This window comes from Taibaiella sp. KBW10 (assembly GCF_003852495.1).
GTDB lineage: Bacteria > Bacteroidota > Bacteroidia > Chitinophagales > Chitinophagaceae > Edaphocola.
This window is the reverse complement of sequence record NZ_QAJI01000006.1, coordinates 101,476-125,994: the sequence shown is the minus strand read 5'-3', so window position 1 is coordinate 125,994 and position 24,519 is coordinate 101,476. Positions and strand designations below refer to the sequence as shown.

Genomic DNA, 24,519 nt, shown 5'->3' with positions numbered 1-24,519 from the left:
GATGAAAGCGAAAAAGAGACAATATACTGATCCCTTTGTTGCTGTTTGCGGATACTCATTAAAACAAAAAGCTACTCCAAAAGGAATAGCTTTTTGTCATTAAGTGTTGTATGCGGTATTACTTTACAATAAATACATTTCCGTTCGGGTTAAAGAATTTCCGTAAGGAATCTTTTGCCAAAACCGTATCTATCGTGCTAGGCACGCTTATCGTAATGTAATAGCTGCCTGCACCATTGTCTTTCATAGAAAGATCACTGGCATATTTATCTTTACCAAAAGCAACCAATTTGGCCATTTTCTTATCTGCTGTTACTTTATCAGCAAATTGCAGGATTGCATAATTATACTTTCCATTTGCAGCGGTGCTTACCGGTGCTGCCTGGGTTGTCGTATCCTTTGGTTTAGTGGCCGTATGAGGTGTTTCGGAAGCCGGTGCCTGTGCTGCCGCAGCACGCTTGTCAGCTTGTGCGCTGTTCTGCTCCGGTTGATTATTCATATACCAATAAATGCCGATTGCCGCACCCAGGATCGCCACAACGATCAGAATCAGGATAATGATCTTGGACCAGTTTACCGTTGGTGGTTTGATCACAATTTCCTCATCGTTCGTTGGTTCCTTTAACTGCATTTTCTCATACATTTCGGAGATCGACTCTCCTGTAGAGGTATTCGTTATCGGAGCATTGATCTTAAAATAAGGGATAGTACGCGTGTGTACTTCAATACGTTCATCAGAGACGAACTCATTCTTCCCGCCACGGTTTACGAATTTACCAAATCCGGGAATCGTCACTTCTCCGCCTTCTGTGAGGGTAAAACGGGTTTGGGTACAGAAATCCTTAATAGCATTGGCCGCATTGGCAATACTGATCCGTTCATTGGTAGCAATAAAATTAGCCAGGGCATCGTCTATAGAGCCATTGGAAAAATTAAAGCTGACTTGGTATTCGGGTGCTTCTATCTGATCGCCTTTTTGCGTCGCTGACTTCTTCGTAACCGCAAAATTGCCTAAATTAGGTAAGTAACAATATTGGTGTTTGTGCAGGAAAAGACCTATGTATTTTGCAACATCCATTCTTTGTAAAGTTGGTTTTATTTAGTGTATATATACAAATATACGTTACGCAAATTAAGGATTAGAATTTAAATCGGATTCCACCCAGTACATTGATGCCATAAGCAGGGTACTGGTTCCATAATTGATAACGTTGGTTTAATATGTTATTGGCTTGTACGAAAATGTTTAATCTTGGAATAATGGTATAGCTTACCGTCGCATTAAGGTCGGCAATCATCGGTAATTTACGATAGGTTCCATCGGCCTTATTGGCAAACATTTTATCGTAGATGGTGATTCCTGCACCAATATTCAGTTTACTCAATGGACTCCAGTTGAACCCACCCGAAATGCTCACCTGCGGCAAATGCCATGCTTTTTCCTGTGTGCTCTTCAGATCATAAAAGTTCCAGACACTGCTGGCATTAAGGCTGAATTTAGTATGGATCTGGTAAGCAATTTTCGCTTCTATGTTTACTGCGCTTACTTTATCATATATAACGTTGAACTGGCGACCGTCAGTACTATCAGTGTAGTTATTGGCAAACATGGCCATATTGTTCCACCATTTATAGCCAACCGTACCTCCTATTTGCAGATGACTGCTCAGCGCAGCATCAAAGCCGCCAAACACATGATTGGTCGTACCCTGTACCGGTGTATACTGATAGCGCATATACGGGTTCCAGGTACTTAAACTTTTATAGGTATTCTGATTCAGCTCGCTGGTCCATCCGGCAAGCAGGCGTAAGGAATTCCGGGCCAAAGTCGTTTCCAGGGTCAGATCGGGTAAAAGATATACTTTATCTTCCTTAGCCCAGGTTGGTTTGATACCCAGGTGAATTTTTGTTTTTGCAAAGCTCAGGTCTATTGCCGGTGCCAGTTGTAAGAAACCATTACCGGTAATTTTGTTTTTATCATCATACTGGGTAAGGTTGGCATTCAGTGCCAAAGAAAAGGAGAACGTTGAGTCTATGGTTTTGGAAAACGGTAAGGCAAGGCCAAAAGCACGCTCTGTAGCACCTCTGGTATTATTTAATACATAAAGGTCTATTGACGGGGTATATTTCAGGTCCCAAAAGGTAGCCATAGACGGGCTCAAAGAGGCCTTAAGGTCGAAACCGGAATATACCTGCTTTACTTGTTTTTCGTCGTAGATATAGATATCGTTGTCATAACCATACTGACGATAAGCGCGCCGGTCTGCTGTCAATTGTACATTCAGGGTATGTTTCGGGAAATAATAGCTTCCGCCGACGTTTAGTTCGTTTTGTGACCATTGCTGATACAAACGATCCCCTTTTTGTGACAAGTGGTTAAAATGAAAATTAAGGTCATAATTATCGCCATAGATACCCCCTACTCCGGCATCAATAAGGTATGTTCTGAGGTTGCCGATGCCCAATTTAATATAATTTTCAAATGGCAGGGTTTCCTTTTGTTGCTTCATGGCCAGCGGTTTTATAGGCTCTGCTTTATAGGCATAGCTTAGTGCCTGCTGTGGTACAGCATAGCTGAAAGTGGGCTTTGCCGTATCGATTACGGGCAATGAAGGTACAAATTCCGGTTTGGGTGTAGGGGCTACTTCCGGTTTATAGGTAGCATATATATTTAATGACTGGGTCTTGAATGTGGTATCGGTGTTCCTGCTTACCTGCGCACTTCCACTTAAAGGAGCTGCCAATACCAAGGTGGCCCATAATGATTTATGATTGAAATACTTCATTCTTTCTCTTTTTCTAAAATGAATTTTTATAGATTATTCTGCCAACTTGCTTTTATTCTTCTCTAACTGTTTTATTTTTTCCAGTTTATCTTTTGCTTCCTGCACTAAAGTCTTATCACTCGCATTTTTCACAATACTTTGTAAGGTTGCTTTCGCATTAAAGTAATCTTTGTTACTGGCAAGGATATCGGCTAATAAAATATAGTTTTTTACGGCCCAGTAAGGATCGTTGTTTGAGGCCTGTGCTGCATAACTCGCTGCTTTTTCGGCTTCTGTATTACTCTTTTGTGCAAACAGGATTTCAGCAATCCGGTAGCGGGCCTCGGCGCTGATGTTGCCCACATTATTTTTATCTAACTGCTGATAAATCGTCTTCGCCTCATTGAGTTGATTATTGTTTTGCAACATTTTCGCTTTGTACAATTGCGCCGCCAGTCGTGTCTGTTCTGTTACCTCCGGTAAGGCAATAAGGTCATTCGCGTATTTTTCGGTGGCCGTATAATCCTTCTCTTCAAAAGCAATCTTCATCATCCCTTCATAAGTAGCCGGAAGGTTTTCGGTCGCATTATGCTGCAGTAAAAGGTTGTAGTATTTCTTCGCAGTAGCAAGATCCTTTTTATCTGCACTCATTGTCGCTGCACGCATAGCTGCATCTTCCGAGAATTCATTCCAGGGTTTGTCCAATAACGCATTATAATCTTCAAGGGCTTTATCATATTTTTTCAACTGATAATAGCTTTCTCCGCGATAGTATAAAGCTTTGATGGTGTATAGCCCATTAGGGTACTGGCTCAGGTATTTTTGATAATGCGTAATTGCATTTTCATATTTAGCATTCGAAAAATCATTATCGGCAGCATCGAAAAAGGCATTTTCTACATCATCCTTATCAGAAACGGCAATGTTTTCCTGCGCCAGGAAGGTTGCATACATTTCGGGTTTCCCCTCACTTACATACAAAGTTTTTAACGCATTTAAAGCGGTCGTACGGTCTGCGGCGGCAGGGTACTTACTCAAATACGTTTTATAAGCCTCAATCGCCTTAGTGTTCTGGTTATTGTCCTGGTACGCAAAAGCCAGTTGGTATGCGGCTTTAGACTGCAGGGCAACATTATTGGTGTTTAGTTTTTCAAGAAGGGCAATCGCGTCTACGTTCTTATCCATCGCGATATATTCTGTGGCCAGTTCCAGTGTTGCTTCTTCTTTTACGGCCGACTTTCCATTCTGTGTAATGTATTTCAGCAAGGTCACTTTTTCAGCCTGCTTGTTTTGTAAACCCAAGATTAATGCTTTCTGATAACGGGCATAATCCGGATCGCCGGAGTTTGCCGCAATTGCCTTATCATATAGTTTCGCAGCATTATCAAAGTCTTTCTGCATAAATGCAGCATCGGCCTGACGCACTACAGCATCGGTCGCTACCGTACCAGCGGTCCCTTTTTGGGCATCGGCAAATGCGGTCTGTGCATCTGCAAAATTGTTTGCTTTCATACTGGCATAACCCAGATTGGTATTCGCATTTTGTATCGTCGCCTTATTACTGATCTTTGTAATCGCCGCCTCATTGCCTTTCGCTATTCTTAAAAAGTTTTTCGTCGCGCTTACCGATTCTGTAAACTGACCTTGCTTATAGTCCAACTCTCCTTTCCAGAAATACGCAATGGCTTCCAGTGCAGGGTTTGCCGGATTTTTCAAAGATTCATCTAGGTATTGTTCTGCTTCTTCATAGCGTTTATCCTGTAATAATTGTAATCCTCTGCCTACCGCTGCTTTTTGGAACAGATTCTTTGTCTCCGTTGTTTGTGGTGTTGCGTTTGCAAGTAAATCATAAGCTTCAGCATAGTTGTTATTTTTCAACAACATGGCAGAAAGTAGATTTTTTGCTTCCGCGGCATTGGTACTATTCGGGAATTCGGTCAGGAAGCGCTTAAATCCGACCGTAGCCATAGGATCAAAGCCTAATTCATAAGACAGTTTATTGTATAAAAACAAAGCGGCTTCTTTCTGTGGAAGGTTATAATCCATCTCGCTACACAAGCCAAAGGCATTACGGGCACCTTTTTTATCATTGGTTTTTAAATAACAATCTCCCAATAAATACATGGAGGTTTGTCCCAAAGAATCCTGTGCACTGCTGAGCTGTTGAAATTTATCAATCGCTTCCGTATATTTATTTAACTGATAGTAGGTATAGGCAATCTCATAGAGTTCCTCTTTCTTAACCTTTTCACTATTGTTATAGTAGTGTTCAAAATAAGGCAGTGCTTCTTTATACTTTTTCTGTTCAAACAAGGTTTGCCCGGTCAATAAGCGCAATTCTTTATCATAATACAATTTATCACTGCTGTTCAAATAACGGCGGGAATTGCTGAGCACTTTATCATAATCTCCCTTGAAATAATAAATTTCGGTTTCGTAATAAGGGACAATGTCTTTGTATTCGGGTGAATTGTGCACCCGCTGGAAACTTTTAAGGGCATCATCGAAATTACCCTCATTATAAGTCAGCAAACCATAATAATAGTTCGCTGTCAGATAATATTTATTTTCCGGAATTTCCTTAATCCCTACAAATAAATTACGTGCTTTATCAAATTGCTGATTCAGGAAATAACAATATCCGAGTTCAAATTTCGTATCGGCGATTTCGGCATTGGTCAGGTTATCCAAGCCTGCCATTTCATAATAGGTAATGGCTGCAGACAGGTCCCTGTTGTTTTCAAAATAATACTTACCCAATTCAAAGGCTACCCGCTGACGATACGCAACATTCACCGTAGTCGTCGTATAACTCTTAGCCTCATCTATAGCCGTCAGGTTACGCAACTTTACCCCGGACAATATTCGGTAATACTGCGCCTGGTCTCTGTCTACATGAGCAATAACAGGGTCGGTCTCTTTAGAAGGGATGTCTTTGTATTGTAAAAATTCAGATAAGGTATGGGCTGCCAGATTATAATGCCCTTGCTGGTATTGTTCGATACCATGTTGTAATAAAGCTTTGGGCTTTAAATTATCGATGGCGGTTTGACCAAATGCAGTCGCTGTCGTAAAAAGAGTGCCCACTGCTAAGGACGTATGTTGTATGATAGATTTAAAGTTTCGACGCATTGCTAAAAATATGTATTTTTCCTATATTGAAAATATATTCAATATATATCCATGAAGCGGTATAGATATACACAAACCAACAAAGATAAGTATTCAGCTATTCTACCCAACAAATTATCGTTAAATGTTTGAATAAAAAAAGCGACTCCGAAAAGGAGCCGCTTAGTGATGCAGTATGACCGTACTTAATCTCTTGAACGGCTGTTGGTAAATAATAAAATGTAATATAAAAGTGTTGCTACGGAGCTTATTGCTGCAACCACATAGGTTCTGGCAGCCCATTTCAAAGCATCCTGCGCTTTATCATGTTCTGCTCCGGCTGTGATCCCGGTTTGCTCCAGCCATTTAAGTGCCCGATTGCTCGCATCATACTCGACCGGCAAGGTGACTAGGGAGAAGATCGTGGAAAAGGCAAACAGTGCAATCCCTACCAGCAAAATAATAGGATTGGAGCGGCCAAACATAAATCCCAAACCAGCCAAAATGACCCATTGAGATAAACGGGAACTGATATTTACTACCGGTACCATTTTGCTCCTGAACTGTAACATACTGTATCCCGTTGCATGCTGTACGGCATGGCCACATTCATGCGCCGCAACGGCTGCAGCAGCAATACTGTTACTCCCATACACATCTTCGCTAAGGTTTACGGTTTTATTGGAAGGGTTGTAATGATCGGTCAGCATACCGGGCGTGGAAATCACGCTCACATCCATAATTCCATTATCGCGCAACATTTTTTCGGCAATATCTTTTCCGGTCATGCCACTACGGAGCGGCTCTTCACCATACTCCTTAAATTTACTTTTTAAGCGATTGCTCACATACATGCCCACAAGAAACATGATACCGGCAATCAGGTAATAACCCATCATAATTGTTGATTTTTGGTTTCTGCTTAAAGATACAATTTTATGGCCAAATTAATTTTTGACAGATGTTATGACATTTTTATACTTTTATGCCCGAAACTGGCCGGGTATTTTAAACAACGACCGTTTTAATGCCAAATATTCAGTGGTCAACAGGAAGGTATTGTGCGAAAAGAACGGTCATCCATGCGCCAGGTAATATCTTCTTTCCGGCAGCCATTTACGAAATCCGACAACCGGCCTATGCTTAAAACATATTAATAATGAACATTTTTCTTATTTGCATCCGGATACTCCTCTTTATTGTGGGCACAACCATAAATGTCGAGTACCTGATTAACCGGCAAAGCAACACCATCTTACTGTTACTTGCTATCGTCATTGAAATAGCTTTATACTTTTTACTGCTACATTCCCTAATTAAAAAACTTATTAAATGGTAACTATTTTCTTTATTGTCTTATCTCTTCTTATCGCCTTTCTTTATATTAAAAGCAAGCATAAATCTAGTGAAAGAAGCCCAAAATCCAGGATTTTAGTGGGCATATGCATTGCGGCAATAGGCATAATCGCAGCCTTTATACAACCGTTTACCTTAGAAAGAGTGGATGCGGGGCATGTAGGGATAAAAGTAAATTTAACCGGAGACAGCAGGGGTATCAGCAAGTTCGAATACAAAACGGGATGGGTTATTATCAATACCTGGGTGAGCCGCTTATATGAATTTCCGACTTTCCAGCAGCATATTGACTATCCGGAACAGCAAGTGATCTCTAAAGGAGGCTTTGCCGCCACGATTAAGCCTTCATTCAACTACTCTTTAAAAGCAGGCGATATTGGTGATATGTTTTCCAACCTGAGACTGGATGTAAAAGCCATCGAACAACAGTGGTTACAGACCGCCATCGTGGGTACGGTAAATGATGTGGCCAATAAATGGTCTGTAGACGATATTTTTAATCAAAGGGAACAGTTTGAGAGCGATATTGTCGCAGAGGCCAACAAAAGGGTGTCTAAATGGTTTACTATTTCACAGTTAAGAACTAATATTGTGCCTCCTCCTGCGCTGCAAAAAAGCATCGAAGCCAAAACGCAGGCCATACAGGAAGTACAGGTTGCGGAAAACCAGACGAAAGTAGCTATTGCAGAAGGAGACCGAAAAATCGCGGCAGCAAGAGCGGATAGTGCGGCGGCTGTTATTGCGGCGGCAGGAGAAGCAGAAGCAATCAGGAGAAAACAGGTCTCTCTTAGTCCAAACTATATTGAATATATGAAGATACAAAAATGGGATGGCGTACTACCTACAGTGCAAAGCGGCAATGGCGGATTATTATTGCAATTGCCCAATAAATAGTAAAGCGGGAGTCTTTTAATACTTCCTTTTTGATAGCACAACCATACAACCGGATACGACATACTATGCTCAACTGTTCTATACTTTATTAAACAACCATGAAAGCAATACTCATTACCCTTATCGCGAGCCTTTCGTTTCTACACTTAAGTGCACAGGACAATTATTTCAAAGTAAGCACCCTTAAGATGAAGGATGGCAGTGTACCTGTATTTTATCATAAAAAAGCTAAGAAAGCCAGCAAACTGATTAATGATTACCTGCAGCTGGCAACTGTGGGTAGCCTGGCCGAACCACATAAGGATAGCCTGACCTGCGCTTATGACTATGTTATCCTCCAGAATAACAATCGTTGCTTGTCTGTGCGCTGTACGCCAATCGACAGTACATTGGCCTTACCCGAAAAAAGCCTGGTCTTCAATACAGCCACCGGACAAGTGATCAGCCTTACCGATCTTTTTTCGGTCAATGGACTGGGTGAACTGAGAAAGATGATCCTGCGCCAGCATGCAGATGCCGTAGAGAAATATATACCTGCGGAAAGCAAGGAAGAGATCAAAAAATGCCTGAAAAACAATTTGGGTATTTTCACTTTAAAACAAGGTATTATTTCCATGCAGTCCGGAGCCTGCTTCCCGGCAAACACACCTTACCGTGCTGTTTTGGATATCCCGGTACAACCTGTTGAAAACCTGTTGAGCAATTATGGATTTGGGGTATTCGGGCTAAACCCGGATGTAAAAATGAAAAAAATGATTACCAATAGCCTACCTAATCTATACACCGGCAAGATCGGAAATGATGCCGTGCTGCTACAGCTAGACCCGGTGGTGGATAAGACTCTGAGTGGTGTATTGTATAATGTAAAAACGGGCAAAGCCATTCCGATACAAGGCAGTTTCAGAAGCAATCATTTTGAAGCGGAAGGAAGCTGGGGTAAATTCAGTGCGGTCATCAGTAATGGTATCGTACAGGGCAACTTCCGGCCTGCCGGTGGCAGACCACAAGCCATAAACCTGGAGAAATAAATTGCATTTACTGTTCAAACAAACCCCCTCTGTGCTACGCAACTCAATTGTTTTCTTATTATGCCTCACCTTACTGGGTTCTTGTACTCAGAAAGCCGGGGAGCGCAAAATGGTCTTCCGTTATAACCAGGCGCAGGGCTTAGAAACGCTGGATCCTGCTTTTGCCAAAAACCTGAGTATCATGTGGGGGGTGCATTTCATCTTTAGTACCCTTACCGAAGTCGCCCCGGACCTCAAAGTAGTCCCTTCTTTGGCGAAACAATGGGAGATTTCCCCTGATGGTTTACAGTACACCTTTTACTTGCACACCAATGTCTTTTTTCACGACAATGATGCTTTCCCTAATGGAAAAGGCCGCCGCATGACGGCCGCAGATGTACAATATAGCTTCGACCGGCTGATCGATCCGGCCACCGCCTCTTCCGGCGCCTGGATCTTTAATGATCGGGTGCGCGCCCATAAACCTTTTGAAGCAATCAATGACAGCACCTTTGTCATTCACTTGAAAGAGCCTTTTCGTCCGCTACCTGAAATCTTAAGCATGCCTTATTGTTCTGTCGTGCCTAGAGAGGTAGTACAAAAATGGGGTAAGGATTTCAGAAGCCATCCCTGTGGTACCGGCCCCTTTCAATTTACCTATTGGGATGAAGGCAATACGCTGGTTTTGCATAAGAACCCAAATTACTGGGAGTCTGATACTGCCGGTAAAAGGTTGCCCTATCTGGATGCCGTTCAAGTGAGTTTCAATGACACGAAAGCCACTGAATTTTTATTATTCCTACAAAAGAAACTGGATTTTGTCAATGGGCTGGATGGCTCTTTTAAGGATCTGGTACTTACGAAGAAAGGTACTCTAAAACCCGATTTCCAAAACAAGATACAACTGAATAAAATGGTGTATCTCAACACGGAATACCTGGGTATATTAGTAGATCCTAACAGCGCTAAAACCAAGGGTAGTGCCATGCTGGACCGCAAAGTAAGGCTTGCTATTAATCACGCGATTGACCGCAATAAAATTGTCACCTATTTCCGCAACGGTGTGGGCATACCGGCCACGACAGGCTTTATCCCTAAAGGGATGCCGGGCACGGAGCAGCGGCTTGCAACTCCTTACGATTATAATCCGGCAAAGGCGTTACAACTGCTGGCCGAAGCGGGCTACCCCAATGGGAAAGGATTAAGCCCTGTTATACTCCAATCTCCTGAGGCTAATGTGGATGTTTGTAATTTCGTGGCGACACAATTGAATGATATCGGGATTCCCACAAAGGTACAAGTCATGCAACCCGGTTTATTGCGCCAGGAAATGAGCCGCTCACAAGCCCCATTTTTTAAAGCACAATGGATTGCAGACTATCCTGATGCGGAGACCTATCTGGCTTTTTTTTACAGCAAGCTTCCGGCGCCGCCCAATTACACCCGATTCAACAGTCCTGATTTTGATCAGATGTATGAGCGCAGCCTAAAATCTGTAAACGACCCGGAGCGCTTCCGTATCTATGCACAGATGGATAGCCTGATCAGCAGCCAGGCACCAGTCGTGCCTTTATTCTATGATGAAATGCTGCATTTTACCCAAAATAATATCAGCGGCTTCTCCGAAAACCCACTCAATATTATAGATCTGAGAAGGGTAAAAATCGGGAAATAACCTGGGATTAAATATGCTTATTTGAATTAATATTTAGTCGATGTATCCTGTATTTTACAGGAGTACCTGTCCTTTGGTCTTTACCCCACTGATCCCGGTGGCACAGCCAAATAAATATTGGTCATAATTAACCTCCAGGCCTTGTCGTGTAAAGATTTCCTTAACTTGTTTACTGTTCTCAAACTGCCGGGTATAAATCCATAGCATTTTGTAATCATCTGGATTGCCTAAAAACAGTTTCCCGATTACGGGGATCATCTTCCCCAAATAAAATCGATACCCTGCCTGTAATAGAGACGGAGTGGGTTTAGATACTTCGATGAAACAGAATTTTCCACCTGGTTTCAGCAGCCGGTTTATTTGCCCGGCGAGTATGTGCAACTGTTCGGGGTTAAATGTCTTTAGTCCGAAAGCACAGGAAATGATATCAAAATGAGCATCGGGCAGTTCGTTGTACAATACATCTTCACAGTAATGGTTCAGGTTTCCCTTAAATACTTTTTGTGCTTTTCGCTGTGCACGCGCCATCATTCCTTCAGAAAAATCCAGCGCAAAAAAGTGTGCATTGGGGAAATGTTGCTTCAGATACACCCAGTTTTCACCCAATCCGGAGAGCAGATCGAGCACTTTTAGGGGCTGATCGGACTGCCCCAGTTTTTGAAGCATTTGCTTTCGCCACCTTATAGAATAACCAAAGGAGGTAACATAGTTCATTCGTTCATAGGAGCCCGACATCTGATCGAACAACTTTTTCACATAGTCCGGTTCATATATATTATTCATTATAGAAGGGTTTAACAGGTTGACACCCGCAGTCATTGTTGCTCCTTAAGGTGATTCTTAGAAGCAATGAATACCTCAAACTGCGCTACCATAAGTGGGTCGTAAATCATAGAACAGTGTTCAGATCATCTAAAGATAATTTCTTCTTAAATGAATCCTTTCCATACCACACATCAAAAGCCCGGAGGGTAATACTTATGCCGGCTTTAAGCCAAATCCCGTGCCCTGAGGTTGCAGGATATGGCCATTTTCATAACGAATCCCGGTCATACCCGTTGTATCTTCAGACAGCAAAGGGCCATCAATATCGGCATAATCGGCCAAGGGCAGTAAATGACTTAATGCAGAAGCCCCCACAATCCCTTCATTCATACTGCCCAGCATGATTTTCAATCCGGATGCTTTTGCCTTTTTGATTAGTTCCAAAGCCGGTGTAATCCCCGAACATTTAGACAATTTGATATTGATCCCATCATAAAGGTCGGCACAGATCACCAGGTCTTTTTCGCCCTGACAGGCCTCGTCGGCAATAATAGGGATATGGGTGAGCTCTTTTAAAACCTTCATGCCTTCCAGATCGGCCTTATCCAAGGGCTGTTCGATCAGTTCCACACCAATCTGCTGTAATTCCGGGAGCAATGCTTTAGCATCCTCTACATTCCAGCCTTCATTGGCGTCAATACGAATAACCGCATCTGTCGCTGCCCTTACGGCTCTGATTACTTCCATATCCTGTCGTGAACCCAACTTCAATTTATAAACCGGCCAGGGATGGGCCTTGATCCGATCCGCAGCTTCGGCCGGAGTCGTTATCCCGATTGTATAATCAGTTAGGGGAACATTTTGCCACGCCAATCCTAAAAGTTTATAAACCGGCATCCGGCGCATCTGCCCATACAAATCCCAGGCAGCCATATCCAAAGCCGAGGTTAAGAAGTGTTCGCCGGGGATAAGGTGGTGTAAAAAGTGCCAGAAGCGATCGGGTGTCGTCAGTGTATATTGCGCAATCATCATGCGCTTGGCCTCCAGCAAAGCAACCATGCCTTCAACCGTCACCCCGTGGTAGGTAATCGCAGTCGCTTCTCCATAGCCTTTGAGTGCCGCAATACCCAAGGTGATCGTGAGGCTCTCCTGATGGGTTTTTATTCCTTTTGATATTTGAAACGGATACTGAAAAGGGAAACTATGACGTTGATAGGTTAGTTGCAGCATATATGGGCTTTAAAGTCTAAAAAATTAAATAATAGGCAAAAATAGCAAAGTTAATCACCTATCTTTGTACACTTTTAAAATAAAAATATAAAATAGCTATGAAGAAAATCTTCGGCATTGTAATGTTGGGTATATTGGGCTTGGGAACAGCATCGGCACAGGATAAAGAAGCGGATGGTACCGCTAAGAAGGTTGTCAGCAAACCTTCCAGAGATCATGTTATGATCCAATTATCTCATGACCGCTGGGCAGGCGCTCCGGATTCCGTAAATACCGGAGGTGTAGGCAGAGGGATCAGTGCTTATTTATGCTATGATTTTCCAATCAAAAAATCCAATTTTAGTTTTGGTGCCGGTTTGGGCTTTACTGCTAATAATATTTATTTCCAAAACCAGCGTGCAGTATTAAACGGCCGTACGGGTGGGGTAACCTTTACCAATACCGATAAAACTATCTTTAAGGGGCAAAAATTCAATACCACTTATGTGGAAGCACCTTTAGAGTTGCGTTATTTCGCGAATAAGCACAATAGAAATACCGGTTTTAAATTTGCCATTGGTGCCAAAATAGGCTTTAACGGTATCGGCGGTGCGCACTACAAAGAGCGCGAATCTATCGAAGGAAAGTTTGTAACCGAAAAAACAAATACCAAACGTTATTTGCAAACCTGGCGCCTTACACCGACCGTAAGAATCGGTTATGGTAATTTCAGCTTGTTTGCCCAATATACCGTAACACCTTTATTTAATACAGGTGCCGGTCCCGAAGACATCAGGCCTATGTCATTTGGCTTATGTATTAGCGGACTGTAGAAAACAAATTTCAAAAATTACCCTGCGAAACTTTTTCTAAGTTTCGCTTTTTTTATATTTTGCCCTTCTATATCTCTTTTTTGTCAAAACTTTACCGACATATCGACTTTTTAAAGGCTGTATTGTTATATACGATTGCTGCATTTGGTGGCCCTCAGGGACACTTAGGCATGATGTTGCGCATCTTTGTAGAGCGTAGAAAAGACATTACAGAAGAGGAGCTACTGGAGCTTAATGCCTTCAGTCAAATGCTTCCGGGTCCCTCCTCTACCCAAACCATCATGCTGATCGGCTACAAAAGGGGTGGCCCTACCTTAGCGATCATGACCTTATTGATATGGGTGCTTCCGGCTGCCATCCTGATGGGTGCATTTTCGTTTCTGATTACGTATCTGAATATACAATCGATCAAGACCACCGTATTTCATTATATACATCCCATGACAATTGGCTTTGTGGTGTATGCAGCGCTGAAAATGATGGAGAAATCGGTGACGAATCTGGCAACCTGGATCATCATGATCGTTTGTGCCCTCTTAACGCTTACCTTTCACAATCCCTGGATTATTCCGATCATGTTTGTGCTTTCCGGGCTGATTACTAATTTAAGTAATAAGCGTATTCCGGAAAAAACAGAGCCTCGTAAAAAGCTGAAATGGATCAATATCAGGATTTATATTGCCGTATTTATTTTAGTCGGAGCGCTTAGTGAGGTAGCCCGGCTCAGTAATTGGGAATTCCGCAGAATCTTTAACCTATCGGAAAACTTCTATCGTTTCGGAAGCCTGGTATATGGGGGCGGACAAGCCTTACTACCCATGATGTTCTTCCAGTTTGTAACAAGACCCTTGTCTATCGGAAAAACGCCATTCCTGAGCTCCTCCGAGCTGATTACCGGTTTTGGTATGGTACAGGCCATACCGGGACCAGTATTTGCCGTATGTGCTTATGTAGGTGGGATGTCTATGAATAATTTTGGAGCGGGCTGGCAAATATTAGGCGGACTGATCTCGATAACTGCTGTTTTTCTACCCAGCACTTTGTTATTACTATTCTTCTACCCTATTTACCAGAACTTAAAACAACATGCCATTATCTACCGGGCACTCGAAGGAATCAACGCGATGATCGTAGGTATCGTCTGGGCATCAGGTATTTTATTTTCTATGGATATCTTACATATCAGCAAAAACAATCTTTTCCGTTTTTCCTGGATACATAACATAGATCTGTTGAGTATACTGGTTTTAGCAGGTACTTATTGTGCGCTGCGATATACCAAACTCCCTCCCCCGGTCTTAGTAGCGGCAGCCCTGATCTTAGGGTATTTTTGGGGTTAGTTCAAAAATTTTGTTAAGTGCCTGTGTTTTGCCTTGATTTGTAGCATTGTATATGAAAATAGGTTACATTTGCCTTGAATTAATTAATATAAAAAACAAACCAGTATGGATACTTCAAAATTCATTACAGCTTATTGCTTAAAAACTAAAGAGAAAAACGTACCAATGCACAACGCAGTAGTTTCTAAAACTTCAAGAGGCGGTTATATTGCTAAAGGTGATGATGGTAAAGGAAATAAAATGAGTGCTATCTTAGGTGAAGCGAAAGCTTTACAGGCGATTAAAGATAAAGTAGCCAAACAAGATTTCTAATTTTCCGTAAAAGATATAAAAGAATAGGCTCCNNGGAGCCTATTCTTTTATATCTTCGCGCGAAATCTGGCATATAAACATTTCCAAAAGGCAGACCAGCAGCATTCTTACTGCATCTGTAGCGCTGCTACAGACGCCGCTTCTTTAAACGGATTACGTTCTTTCCAGTCCACCTCCGGCTCGAGATAATCAAAAAAGCAATGCATATTCTTCTGCAACAAGGCATTCCGATGAGTGAGCAACCCATACATCTTTACCGGTTTGGCCCCTACTGAACTTTTTATCTCCAAAGCAGTACGGCCAAAAATCAGTTCCTTAAATTCGTGTTTGATGGCATAAGCAAGCATGTCATACAACATATTAAGGTACAGCATCTGCTCCTTTTGAAATGCCTCATCATAGCCCAGAAAATAGGTGTCTATCGCATCGCCGTTTTGAATCATCGTACTGAATCCGATCAACTGATCCTTAAAAAAATAGCCATAAAGCAAGAATTTGTCCTGCAGCATTTCTTTAAGTACCCGAAAATGATTTTTAGCTAACAAAAAGGTATTAAAAGGAGCATTTTTAGCCACCTGAAAGTATAACGCATAGATTCGCTCCTCAAAATGAATAATCTCAGCCAAAGACAATTCACGGCTTTCCAGTCCGGCCGCCTTTTTACGGGCACGCTTATATTGATCCCTGTATTTTTTAGATAAAGCATCCAGATAATGCTGCTCCTCTTTCCAGGATTCCTCTATGCTAAGTACCATATTGGGTTGCACCGAAAATTGATAGGATTTTCTGAACTCCTGCGCCAAGGGTTTAATTGTCGATTTCGAGAAGTCTTTCAATACCGTAATATGAATTTTCTTCCCCTGCGCTTTAAATTCTTTTTGCAGGTCTTTTAAAACCTCCTTAAGACTTTCGGCAACCTTATCCATATCGGCTTTTTCCGATAGGGCAAATGCATTTTGTCCGGTCAGCATATTATTGCCGATTAGCAAAACACGTGCCGATAATTTTTTAAATAAAAATTTTCTAATTTCAGTTTTAAAACATTGATCACGCTCACCAAAAGAGGTTAATTGATGTGCATCTAGGAATTGAGCCAAAGCAATACCGATCAGTTGCCCCTGGTCGAATAGACCAATAAACCGACAGGCCATATTAAGGGGCGCCGATTGCTCTAAAACCGACAGATAGTTTCGGGATAGAAAAATATTGCCGGCTAAAAGATCCCATTCTTCCGGAAGCTCGGCTACTGTTTTGTAAAGGGTATAAGTGTAACTCAAGGATATAGATATTTTTACGCTTCGGCCGTATTGTAGAAAAAATAAGGCCGGTATCATTTTCTGAAAACCCAAAGGTAGCGGAATTGCAGGGTGCCATACTGAGAAATCTACGTTAAAACAGCCGTTTCAGCGGGAGTCGTACATACCGGAGTGGAAATACTTAGGATGAATATTATTTTTATGAAATCCATATATGAGCAACACTTTTGTTCGTCCTTTTGTTTCCATAAACATACGAGAACCAAAAATGCCTGTTTTCATCCTTACAGAACAGATCGCTTAGGATAGGCCTTATAAATCCGGCGTTAAGGAAATCATTGGCTCGGTCGATAAGTCGTAAACCATTGTCTGAGCGCAGCGAGTTTGGTTTGCGACCGACAGATTGATTTTTAGCCATGGTTTTATTATAGCCTTGATTTTTTGACGGTACCTTTTGCATCAAGGCAAAAGGTAACAATCGCTATAAATTAGAAACTAAAACAATAAAGAAAGTCCTTGTTCCTAAAAGAGGATACTCAATATTATTTTTATCTGTCCTTATGGTTTCTCCATACGGACTTTGTACTTTAGTCGCATGATACACAAATCATTACCCAATAAAAAGAAAATACACCGTGCCTGGGCAATGTATGACTGGGCCAATTCGGCTTATAACCTGGTCATCACTTCCACTATTTTCCCTATCTATTATGTTGCTATTACCCGAAATATACAGACAGAAGACCATGTGTCTTTTTTCGGGATTAACGTACTGAATAGTGCCCTGCTCAACTATGCGCTGGCATTTGCGTATTTGGTCATCGCTTTTTTATCTCCGATTCTGTCTTCTATGGCCGACTCGAAAGGAAATAAGAAACGCTATATGCAATTCTTTACCATACTCGGTGCTATGGCCTGTATAGGGTTATATTTTTTCACCAAAACAAAAATAGAACTGGGCATTTGCCTCTCTATCCTTGCAGCCATTGGTTATTGCGGCAGCTTGGTTTTCTACAATGCTTACCTGCCGGAAATCGCAACGAAAGAGGAGCAGGATAAACTGAGTGCCAAAGGTTTCGCTTATGGCTATATCGGCTGCGTCTTACTACAGCTCATTTGCCTGATTTTCGTTTTCAAATATGAAGATTGGTTTGGCCAGACAGAAGACTGGGGGCCTCGTGTCTCTTTCCTTTTAGTAGGCCTTTGGTGGTTAGGCTGGTCGCTGATTCCATTTAAAGTATTACCCAATAATACCGTAGTGCCTTCTTTAAACAGCAAGGCTAAAAGTGTGGTGAGGGGTAGTTTTAGTGCCCTTAAAAAAGTATGGAAACAAGTGCAGACCATGCCCAAATTAAAAATTTACCTGGCGGCGTTCTTCTTTTACAGTATGGGGGTACAAACGGTGATGCTGGCAGCAGCGCTCTTTGGCAGCAAAGAGGTAAAAAAATTAGTAGATGGCGAATGGGTGAATATGGGTGCACAAGACCTGATACCGGCCATACTCATCATACAGCTCGTCGCCATACTGGGTGCGATGCTGATGGCCAGGCTCTCCGAAAAACTGGGTAATTTTAAAGTATTAATGCTAAATATTTTTATTTGGATTATCATCTGCTGCCTGGCATATTACACCCGTACTAATTATGAGTTTTACGGAATTGCCACCTTGGTGGGCATTGTTATGGGCGGTATACAATCCTTAAGCCGCTCAACCTATGCCAAGCTCATTCCCCAGGAAACCCATGACAATACCTCTTACTTCAGTTTTTATGATGTGATGGAAAAGCTTTCTATTGTTTTGGGTATGTTCAGCTTCGGCTTTATCGAGCAGATCACCGGCAATATGCGCAATGCCATTTTAGCGTTGATTTCCTTTTTTATTATTGGTTTTCTGCTCCTGATTTTCGCATCCAAAGCAAAACTGCAAAGGAGTCGCTAAGCATCCATCAGGGAAAGGCTTTTTTGAGCCATGAATAACAAAGGCCTATAGTATAGATCGCCATAGAAGCCTGCAAATAATATTTGTTTTTGGCCTTTAATCCATTTATTTTTGAAATATGATACAGACATTTTCTTCGGATGTAGAAGCAGTACACTTTTTACAGCAGAAATATGAGACTTTAAAATCGGCAATTGGCAATGTAGTAGTAGGACAAGCTGAAGTAATAGAGCAATTAGTCATCGCTATTTTATGTAACGGACATAGTTTGCTGGTTGGTGTACCGGGATTAGCGAAAACTTTATTGGTTAAAACCCTGGCCGATGCAATGGACTTAAGTTTTAAACGTGTACAGTTCACTCCTGACCTGATGCCCAGCGACATTACCGGTTCTGAAATCCTAGATGAAAATCGTCATTTCAAATTTATCAAAGGACCCATCTTTGCCAATATTATCCTGGCCGATGAGATCAACCGTACCCCGCCCAAAACGCAGGCGGCCTTGCTGGAAGCCATGCAGGAGCGCAATGTAACCATATCGGGTATAGAATATAATTTACCAAAACCCTTCTTTGTACTGGCCACGCAAAACCCGATTGAGCAGGAAGGAACTTATCCCTTACCGGAAGCACAATTGGATCGTTTTATGTTTTTGATTAAGGTAGATTACCCTTCTTTTGAAGAGGAATTACAAATTGTAAAGCAGACAACCGGCAATATCAATGCAGTAGTACCCAAGGTACTTACCGGCGAAGAGATCATTTACTTCCAGTCGCTGATCCGCAAGGTGCCGGTACCGGATAATGTATTGTCTTATGCCGTACAAATGGTGCAGCGCACCCGTCCGACGATTGCCGGCAATGAACTTGCCGCGAAATACCTGGCCTGGGGTGCCGGTCCGCGTGCGTCCCAAAACCTGATCCTGGCCGCAAAATGCCATGCAGTATTACACGGTAAGTTTTCTCCTGATATTGAAGATGTAAAAGCGATTGCGACAGCCGTACTTCGCCACAGAATTGTATTGAATTACAAGGCTGCGACGGAGGACGTGACGATCGAAAGTTTTATCGAAAAGATCAGCGGATAAACAATTGGGGACTCGCAAAAGCCCCCATTCAGATTACTTATTTATAGTTTTTAAGAAATTGTTCCATCATCGGAAGATCGAAAGAACTCAGGTTTTGCCTTGCGGCCAATCCACCTTTCTGCGCTGCCAATACGCCATATTTGACAAGGTCCATACCATCGATACTATGCGCATCCGGATTAATGGAAAGTAAGACATTCTGCGAAAGCGCATATTCAATCCAGGTCCAGTCTAAATCCAAGCGACGGGGATGCGCATTGATCTCGATCACTACTTTATGCGCCGCACAGGCATCAATCAGCGTTTTATGATCGAGGGGATATCCGGCACGTGATAGTAGTAAACGACCTGTAGGATGCCCTAAAATACGGGTAGCGGGATGCTGCACTGCCGTTAAGATCCGTTGCATCGCCTTCTCTTCACTCATTTTCAGATTACTGTGTACCGAAGCAATCACTAAATCGAACGTAGACAGGATTTCATCTGTATAATCCAATTGTCCGTCATTAAGGATATCAGCCTCTATACTTTTAAATATTTTGAAGGGCGCCAATTTCTGATTCAGCAGGTCAATTTCCTCATGCTGTTGTTTAATGCGCTCCGGAGACAAACCATTGGCATAAAAAGCCGCCTGCGAGTGATCACTGATCACCAGATAAGCATAACCTTTATCTTTCGCGGCCTGGGCCATCTGGGCCAGTGTATGCTGTCCATCGCTGTACGTCGAGTGACTGTGAATGATTCCTTTAATATCGCCCGGCATAATGAGTTCCGGTAAGGCATGCTCTTGTGCCACTTGTAATATGGCTTCGCTTTCTCTCAATGCCGGATGTACATAGGCCAGGCCATTTTTAGTAAAAATTTCCTGCTCACTCTTAAGATCTTCCGGTAGTACAAACCGATTTGCAAATCCTTCCAAAAACGCCGCACTGCCACTCGTGTTAAACAAATGTGTGTAAAATTGTGCATCATTGCTCACCAGCGTAAATACCAAAGCCGGCAAACCCGCTACTGTAATTGAAAAATGACGTTCATCTATCACCTCTTGTTCATAGACGGATTCCTGAAATGCCGCACAGATATTTTCTACAGATAAATTGGTGACCAGGTCGATTTGCGACAAGGTACTGTGTTGTTGACGGAATGCCGCTGTCGGACTAATCAAAGCTTCGGGGAAATGAACCCGATAATAATCCATTATTGTAGACAGCAATGCATCTGCTTCCGCATATAAACAAAAGCCCGAATTGGACTTGATAAAAGCGATGCTATCCAATATAGATTGCTGCGTCTTAGCGCCAAAACCCTTAACGGTAACTAAACGGTTTTCCTGACAGGCATATTCCAGCTCACCGATACTTTCTAGTCCCAGCTCCTTCCATAATAAACTGATTTTCTTAGGACCAATGCCCTTAATAGACAACATATCCACTACACCCGGCGGTGTCTTTTGTAGATAATCATCCAACAGTTTAAAATGGCCCGTTGTATTCAGTTCATGGATCTTTGCCGCCAGAGAGGCTCCTATAGCCGGTAGTGCTTTCAATGCCTCCACAGACAATTCCGACAAGGGTTCCGGAACTTTTTCTATACGAAAAGCAGCACTGGCATACGATTTAGCTTTAAAACTATCCTCGTTGTGGATATCCATCAACTTAGCTAATAACTCAAAATGATCGGCAATATCATGGTTTGTCATAGCGCAAATATATTGCTAAATCAGAAATTATCTTTGTGAATCCTTTTGTATCTTATATAAGTTCTTAAGCAATTATTCCCTTACGCTCACAACAAGCATCTTTACAAAACATTGGGAGAATGCTCCCTCAGATAACGGGTCTATTTGGTTATATTTGGGTATGCTTTAACGAAGCGAAAACATTAAGAGATAAAATTTCTTTCACAGGTATAAATGATTTAAGACTATGAAAACAAAATTTTTATTGCTCATGATTGCGATCGCAATATTCAGCACACAATGCAAAAAAGGAAATGGAACCGGCAACAATGGCGGCGGCAACGATAATGATACAATTACCAAACTGGACCCGGTAGAAACCGATGCAGCCAATACCAATTATCCTCCGGCTTTTTCCGGGCAGACCCGAACCTTCGGGATTAAAACCTATACCCCTTTAAAAGTAGACATTCTGAACAGTACGCTCAGCAACCCTTGGGGTATAGCCATTTTACCCGACGGACGCTTGCTGATTACGCAAAAAGCAGGCACTATGGTGATCTTAAGCAGTAGTGGCGTGCCGGAGCATACTATTTCGGGACTTCCGGCGGTGAATGCCGGCGGACAGGGTGGCTTGCTGGATGTAGCCCTCGATCCGGACTTTAGTAATAATCGTATGATCTACTGGACCTTCGCTCAAAATGTAAGCGGCGGCACGCTCACTGCTGTGGCCAAAGGCAGACTGGCCAATAGTGAAACGAGTATAGAATCGGCTACGGTCATTTATCAGGCCATGCCTGCTTACAACGGTACCCTGCATTACGGCGGACGACTACTTTTTGACAACCAGGGATATCTGCTCGTGAGTACGGGAGAACGATCTGATCTCGCAACCAGACCGCTGGCGCAGGCCTTAAACAATGCTTTGGGAAAAATACTACGGATTACTAAAGATGGACAGCCCGCACCCGGAAACCCGTTTCAAAATACAACCGGTGCTTTACCCGAGATCTATTCATACGGACATCGCAATGTGCAAGGTATGGCCTTGGACAAGCTACGTAATGTATTATGGGAAACAGAATTTGGCCCTTTAGGCGGTGATGAGGTCAACATGATTCAACCGAATAAAAATTACGGTTGGCCGGTGATTACCTATGGACTGGAATACAGCGGTGCCACCATCGGTGGGGGCATTACCCAAAAAGCAGGTATGGAACAACCCGTTTACTATTGGGATCCTGTGGTCTCCCCCAGCGGGATGATTTTCTACCATTCCGATTATATTCCGGAATGGAAAGACAATCTGCTTATTGCGGCACTAAGCGGTTCGCATATTGTACGGCTAAGGATTGTCAACAATAAAATAGCTGGCGAAGAACGCCTGTTAACCGGGCAAGGACAACGATTCAGGGCGATCGCTCAAAGCACCAATGGTATGGTTTATATTGTTACCGATCAGGGCAGGCTCTACAGAATAACAAAACAATAATGCTCTGATACAGATTGATGGCCTGTTATGTTTTCAAAAAATATCATAATTATGATTATCCACATATAGGCTCCCATTTTTTCGTCCTTTTGTGGCAAAACAATAAGCGATCCCAACAGAACAGGTCACTTAGAATCGGCCTTATAAATCCGGCGTTAAGAAAATCATTGGCTCGGTCGATAAAGACGTAAACCACTGTCTGAGCGCAGCGAGTTTGGTTTGCGACCGACCGACACATTGATTTTTAGCCAGGGATTTATATAGCCTTGATTTTTTGGCGCTACCTTTTGCATCAAGGCAAAAGGTAGCAGTTGCTGTAAATGGAAACCAAAAGAATAAAGAAAGTCCTTGTTTCCTAAAAGAGGATACTCAATTACTATATAATGCCCCAAATGCTCACCTTGCAAGGGATTTGGGGCATTAGTATTTCCAATAAATATTCATCCCATCCTGTACGGCTATCGTCAACCTATCATACGCGCATAAACCATTAGCACTTTTCTGTAATTTTGACGAATAAATGAGGTCTTCCTTTCTACAAAACTAAAGAAACGCTACCGCTATGCATGATATCATTATCCGTGAGCTAACCGAAGCAGAAATCGACCTAATCAAACAAATTGACCGGGCGGAAGAAATATGGGAATACTATGAATATATTGATGGGAAATTAATCCTGCATGCACTGCGGGAAACAGTGACTAGCTTTGAACCCGATGAGCTGACACATATCCTGAGCAGGCAAAGAACGCTAAAAGAAGAAGGTGGTAAAATAATAGGCGCCTTTCAGGAACATACGCTGGTAGGAGTAGCCTCTGTCGAAAATAAAAGAAGGGGCATAAAATTGAATTATGGCAAGATGGATATTCTTTATGTCAGCAAGGGTGTCCGAGGTCGGGGTGTCGGACAAAGACTGCTTGAGGCATGTAAAGCAGCTGCGCAAGCATTCGGTATGGATAAACTGTACATTTCTGCCACACCAACCAAAAATACGGTCGACTTTTACTTGGGCCATGGCGCTGTACCGGCGACAGAAATAGATACTGCACTGTTTGCCCTTGAACCAAAGGACATTCATTTATCTTTAAATCTTTAACATTACACTTCGGGAATACTCACATTAAGACAACAATAAAACACGAAACAGATGATAGATACCTGGACAAAAAAATGGGATGAACGCTATGCGGATAAGGAATTTGCTTATGGAGAACAGGCAAACAATTTCTTAAAAGAGCAGCTGGAACAATTAATCCCCGGAACGATCCTTTTCCCGGCAGAAGGAGAAGGACGTAATGCCGTATTTGCGGCGCAACAGGGCTGGAGCGTTGCGGCATTTGATATTAGTATAGAGGGACAGAAAAAAGCGCTGCAACTGGCCGATAAAAATAAGGTGCAGATTGATTACCAGGTAGGCTCCTTAGAAACCCTGAATTATACAGAGGGCCAATTCGATGCGATCGCCTTAATCTACGCACATTTTCCGGCAAACATTAAATCGCAGATACATCAAACGCTGGATAAATATTTACGTAAAGGCGGAATCGTAATCTTTGAAGCATTCAGTAAAAACCATATTCATTATTTGGAGCAGGATGAAAAGGTGGGCGGCCCGAAAGACCTTGCATCACTATTTTCTCTTGAGGAAATCAAAACCGATTTCCATAATTATGAGTTTATCACCTTAGCAGAAAAAATTATTTCTCTCAACGAAGGGCTGTACCATAAGGGAGAGGGTTCTGTAATCCGGTTTGTCGGAAAGAAGCGATAAGTGGCAGTCTATAAGCCTCCTCTTATTAT

Annotated in this window: 19 protein-coding genes; 11 read left to right on the top strand and 8 right to left on the bottom strand. The window is 42.4% G+C overall.

Going from position 1 to position 24,519, the window contains the following annotated elements; all coding sequences use genetic code 11:
* Positions 1 to 118: 118 nt before the first annotated feature.
* From DBR32_RS13850 to DBR32_RS13835, 4 genes are all read right to left on the bottom strand, one after another.
* Positions 119 to 1,078, bottom strand: a complete 960-nt coding sequence (locus DBR32_RS13850) for an HU family DNA-binding protein (RefSeq protein ID WP_124636955.1) — start codon at positions 1,076 to 1,078, stop codon at positions 119 to 121.
* Positions 1,079 to 1,139: 61 nt separating this feature from the next.
* Positions 1,140 to 2,786: a TonB-dependent receptor gene (locus tag DBR32_RS13845; protein WP_124636954.1), complete on the bottom strand. Its 1,647-nt coding sequence runs from the start codon at positions 2,784 to 2,786 to the stop codon at positions 1,140 to 1,142.
* Between the two features lie 33 nt (positions 2,787 to 2,819).
* Entirely contained in the window at positions 2,820 to 5,897 is a 3,078-nt protein-coding gene (locus DBR32_RS13840) for a tetratricopeptide repeat protein (RefSeq protein WP_124636953.1), read from the bottom strand.
* Positions 5,898 to 6,082: 185 nt separating this feature from the next.
* Complete coding sequence (locus tag DBR32_RS13835; RefSeq protein ID WP_199724512.1) at positions 6,083 to 6,775, bottom strand: zinc metallopeptidase; 693 nt, start codon at positions 6,773 to 6,775, stop codon at positions 6,083 to 6,085.
* A gap of 535 nt (positions 6,776 to 7,310) precedes the next feature.
* On the opposite strand from DBR32_RS13835, the gene DBR32_RS13830 reads away from it, so the two are divergent.
* The 3 genes from DBR32_RS13830 to DBR32_RS13820 all read left to right on the top strand — a co-directional run bounded on the left by DBR32_RS13830 (position 7,311) and on the right by DBR32_RS13820 (position 10,808).
* A complete protein-coding gene (locus tag DBR32_RS13830) occupies positions 7,311 to 8,126 on the top strand; it encodes an SPFH domain-containing protein (RefSeq protein WP_158606001.1) in 816 nt (271 codons plus the stop codon).
* 98 nt (positions 8,127 to 8,224) lie between these two features.
* The gene (locus DBR32_RS13825) at positions 8,225 to 9,154 is read left to right on the top strand and encodes a hypothetical protein (protein ID WP_124636951.1); all 930 of its coding nucleotides are present in this window, start codon (positions 8,225 to 8,227) and stop codon (positions 9,152 to 9,154) included.
* Positions 9,155 to 9,185: 31 nt separating this feature from the next.
* The gene (locus DBR32_RS13820; RefSeq protein WP_233559748.1) at positions 9,186 to 10,808 is read left to right on the top strand and encodes an ABC transporter substrate-binding protein; all 1,623 of its coding nucleotides are present in this window, start codon (positions 9,186 to 9,188) and stop codon (positions 10,806 to 10,808) included.
* Between the two features lie 54 nt (positions 10,809 to 10,862).
* On the opposite strand, the gene DBR32_RS13815 is transcribed toward DBR32_RS13820, so the two are convergent.
* Both DBR32_RS13815 and DBR32_RS13810 read right to left on the bottom strand, forming a co-directional pair.
* On the bottom strand, positions 10,863 to 11,591 hold the full coding sequence (locus DBR32_RS13815; RefSeq protein ID WP_124636950.1) for a class I SAM-dependent methyltransferase: 729 nt from the start codon (positions 11,589 to 11,591) through the stop codon (positions 10,863 to 10,865).
* Between the two features lie 195 nt (positions 11,592 to 11,786).
* Positions 11,787 to 12,803: a dipeptide epimerase gene (locus DBR32_RS13810; protein ID WP_233559747.1), complete on the bottom strand. Its 1,017-nt coding sequence runs from the start codon at positions 12,801 to 12,803 to the stop codon at positions 11,787 to 11,789.
* Positions 12,804 to 12,901: 98 nt separating this feature from the next.
* On the opposite strand from DBR32_RS13810, the gene DBR32_RS13805 reads away from it, so the two are divergent.
* From DBR32_RS13805 to DBR32_RS13795, 3 genes are all read left to right on the top strand, one after another.
* Positions 12,902 to 13,615 carry an outer membrane beta-barrel protein gene (locus DBR32_RS13805; RefSeq protein ID WP_124636949.1) on the top strand — a complete coding sequence of 238 codons (714 nt, stop codon included), beginning with the start codon at positions 12,902 to 12,904 and terminating at the stop codon, positions 13,613 to 13,615.
* Between the two features lie 80 nt (positions 13,616 to 13,695).
* Entirely contained in the window at positions 13,696 to 14,955 is a 1,260-nt protein-coding gene (gene chrA, locus DBR32_RS13800; protein WP_124636948.1) for a chromate efflux transporter, read from the top strand.
* A gap of 105 nt (positions 14,956 to 15,060) precedes the next feature.
* On the top strand, positions 15,061 to 15,267 hold the full coding sequence (locus DBR32_RS13795; protein ID WP_124636947.1) for a hypothetical protein: 207 nt from the start codon (positions 15,061 to 15,063) through the stop codon (positions 15,265 to 15,267).
* 107 nt (positions 15,268 to 15,374) lie between these two features.
* On the opposite strand, the gene DBR32_RS13790 is transcribed toward DBR32_RS13795, so the two are convergent.
* A complete protein-coding gene (locus tag DBR32_RS13790) occupies positions 15,375 to 16,544 on the bottom strand; it encodes a GNAT family N-acetyltransferase (RefSeq protein ID WP_199724510.1) in 1,170 nt (389 codons plus the stop codon).
* Between the two features lie 574 nt (positions 16,545 to 17,118).
* Here DBR32_RS13790 and DBR32_RS13785 point away from each other — a divergent pair.
* Both DBR32_RS13785 and DBR32_RS13780 read left to right on the top strand, forming a co-directional pair.
* Positions 17,119 to 18,462 (top strand): MFS transporter, encoded by a 1,344-nt coding sequence (locus DBR32_RS13785; RefSeq protein ID WP_124636946.1) that lies wholly within the window; start codon positions 17,119 to 17,121, stop codon positions 18,460 to 18,462.
* A gap of 118 nt (positions 18,463 to 18,580) precedes the next feature.
* A complete protein-coding gene (locus DBR32_RS13780; protein ID WP_124636945.1) occupies positions 18,581 to 19,549 on the top strand; it encodes a MoxR family ATPase in 969 nt (322 codons plus the stop codon).
* A gap of 37 nt (positions 19,550 to 19,586) precedes the next feature.
* Here the strand turns inward: DBR32_RS13780 and DBR32_RS13775 are convergent, their stop codons facing one another.
* Positions 19,587 to 21,248, bottom strand: a complete 1,662-nt coding sequence (locus tag DBR32_RS13775; RefSeq protein WP_124636944.1) for a DNA polymerase/3'-5' exonuclease PolX — start codon at positions 21,246 to 21,248, stop codon at positions 19,587 to 19,589.
* Between the two features lie 226 nt (positions 21,249 to 21,474).
* On the opposite strand from DBR32_RS13775, the gene DBR32_RS13770 reads away from it, so the two are divergent.
* From DBR32_RS13770 to DBR32_RS13760, 3 genes are all read left to right on the top strand, one after another.
* Positions 21,475 to 22,719, top strand: coding sequence for a PQQ-dependent sugar dehydrogenase (locus DBR32_RS13770; RefSeq protein WP_124636943.1), 1,245 nt, complete (start codon positions 21,475 to 21,477; stop codon positions 22,717 to 22,719).
* Between the two features lie 562 nt (positions 22,720 to 23,281).
* On the top strand, positions 23,282 to 23,815 hold the full coding sequence (locus DBR32_RS13765; RefSeq protein WP_124636942.1) for a GNAT family N-acetyltransferase: 534 nt from the start codon (positions 23,282 to 23,284) through the stop codon (positions 23,813 to 23,815).
* 51 nt (positions 23,816 to 23,866) lie between these two features.
* Positions 23,867 to 24,490: a bifunctional 2-polyprenyl-6-hydroxyphenol methylase/3-demethylubiquinol 3-O-methyltransferase UbiG gene (locus tag DBR32_RS13760; protein ID WP_124636941.1), complete on the top strand. Its 624-nt coding sequence runs from the start codon at positions 23,867 to 23,869 to the stop codon at positions 24,488 to 24,490.
* The last annotated feature ends 29 nt before the right edge of the window (positions 24,491 to 24,519 follow it).

Excerpts from the sequence above, each read along its gene's own strand:
- DBR32_RS13795 (WP_124636947.1), top strand. The coding sequence starts at position 15,061 with ATGGATACTTCAAAATTCATTACAGCTTATTGCTTAAAAACTAAAGAG.
- DBR32_RS13845 (WP_124636954.1), bottom strand. The coding sequence starts at position 2,786 with ATGAAGTATTTCAATCATAAATCATTATGGGCCACCTTGGTATTGGCA.
- DBR32_RS13840 (WP_124636953.1), bottom strand. The coding sequence starts at position 5,897 with ATGCGTCGAAACTTTAAATCTATCATACAACATACGTCCTTAGCAGTG.
- DBR32_RS13770 (WP_124636943.1), top strand. The coding sequence starts at position 21,475 with ATGAAAACAAAATTTTTATTGCTCATGATTGCGATCGCAATATTCAGC.
- DBR32_RS13785 (WP_124636946.1), top strand. The coding sequence starts at position 17,119 with ATGATACACAAATCATTACCCAATAAAAAGAAAATACACCGTGCCTGG.
- DBR32_RS13810 (WP_233559747.1), bottom strand. The coding sequence starts at position 12,803 with ATGCTGCAACTAACCTATCAACGTCATAGTTTCCCTTTTCAGTATCCG.
- DBR32_RS13850 (WP_124636955.1), bottom strand. The coding sequence starts at position 1,078 with ATGGATGTTGCAAAATACATAGGTCTTTTCCTGCACAAACACCAATAT.
- DBR32_RS13760 (WP_124636941.1), top strand. The coding sequence starts at position 23,867 with ATGATAGATACCTGGACAAAAAAATGGGATGAACGCTATGCGGATAAG.
- DBR32_RS13775 (WP_124636944.1), bottom strand. The coding sequence starts at position 21,248 with ATGACAAACCATGATATTGCCGATCATTTTGAGTTATTAGCTAAGTTG.
- DBR32_RS13780 (WP_124636945.1), top strand. The coding sequence starts at position 18,581 with ATGATACAGACATTTTCTTCGGATGTAGAAGCAGTACACTTTTTACAG.
- DBR32_RS13815 (WP_124636950.1), bottom strand. The coding sequence starts at position 11,591 with ATGAATAATATATATGAACCGGACTATGTGAAAAAGTTGTTCGATCAG.
- DBR32_RS13765 (WP_124636942.1), top strand. The coding sequence starts at position 23,282 with ATGCATGATATCATTATCCGTGAGCTAACCGAAGCAGAAATCGACCTA.
- DBR32_RS13825 (WP_124636951.1), top strand. The coding sequence starts at position 8,225 with ATGAAAGCAATACTCATTACCCTTATCGCGAGCCTTTCGTTTCTACAC.
- DBR32_RS13805 (WP_124636949.1), top strand. The coding sequence starts at position 12,902 with ATGAAGAAAATCTTCGGCATTGTAATGTTGGGTATATTGGGCTTGGGA.
- DBR32_RS13835 (WP_199724512.1), bottom strand. The coding sequence starts at position 6,775 with ATGATGGGTTATTACCTGATTGCCGGTATCATGTTTCTTGTGGGCATG.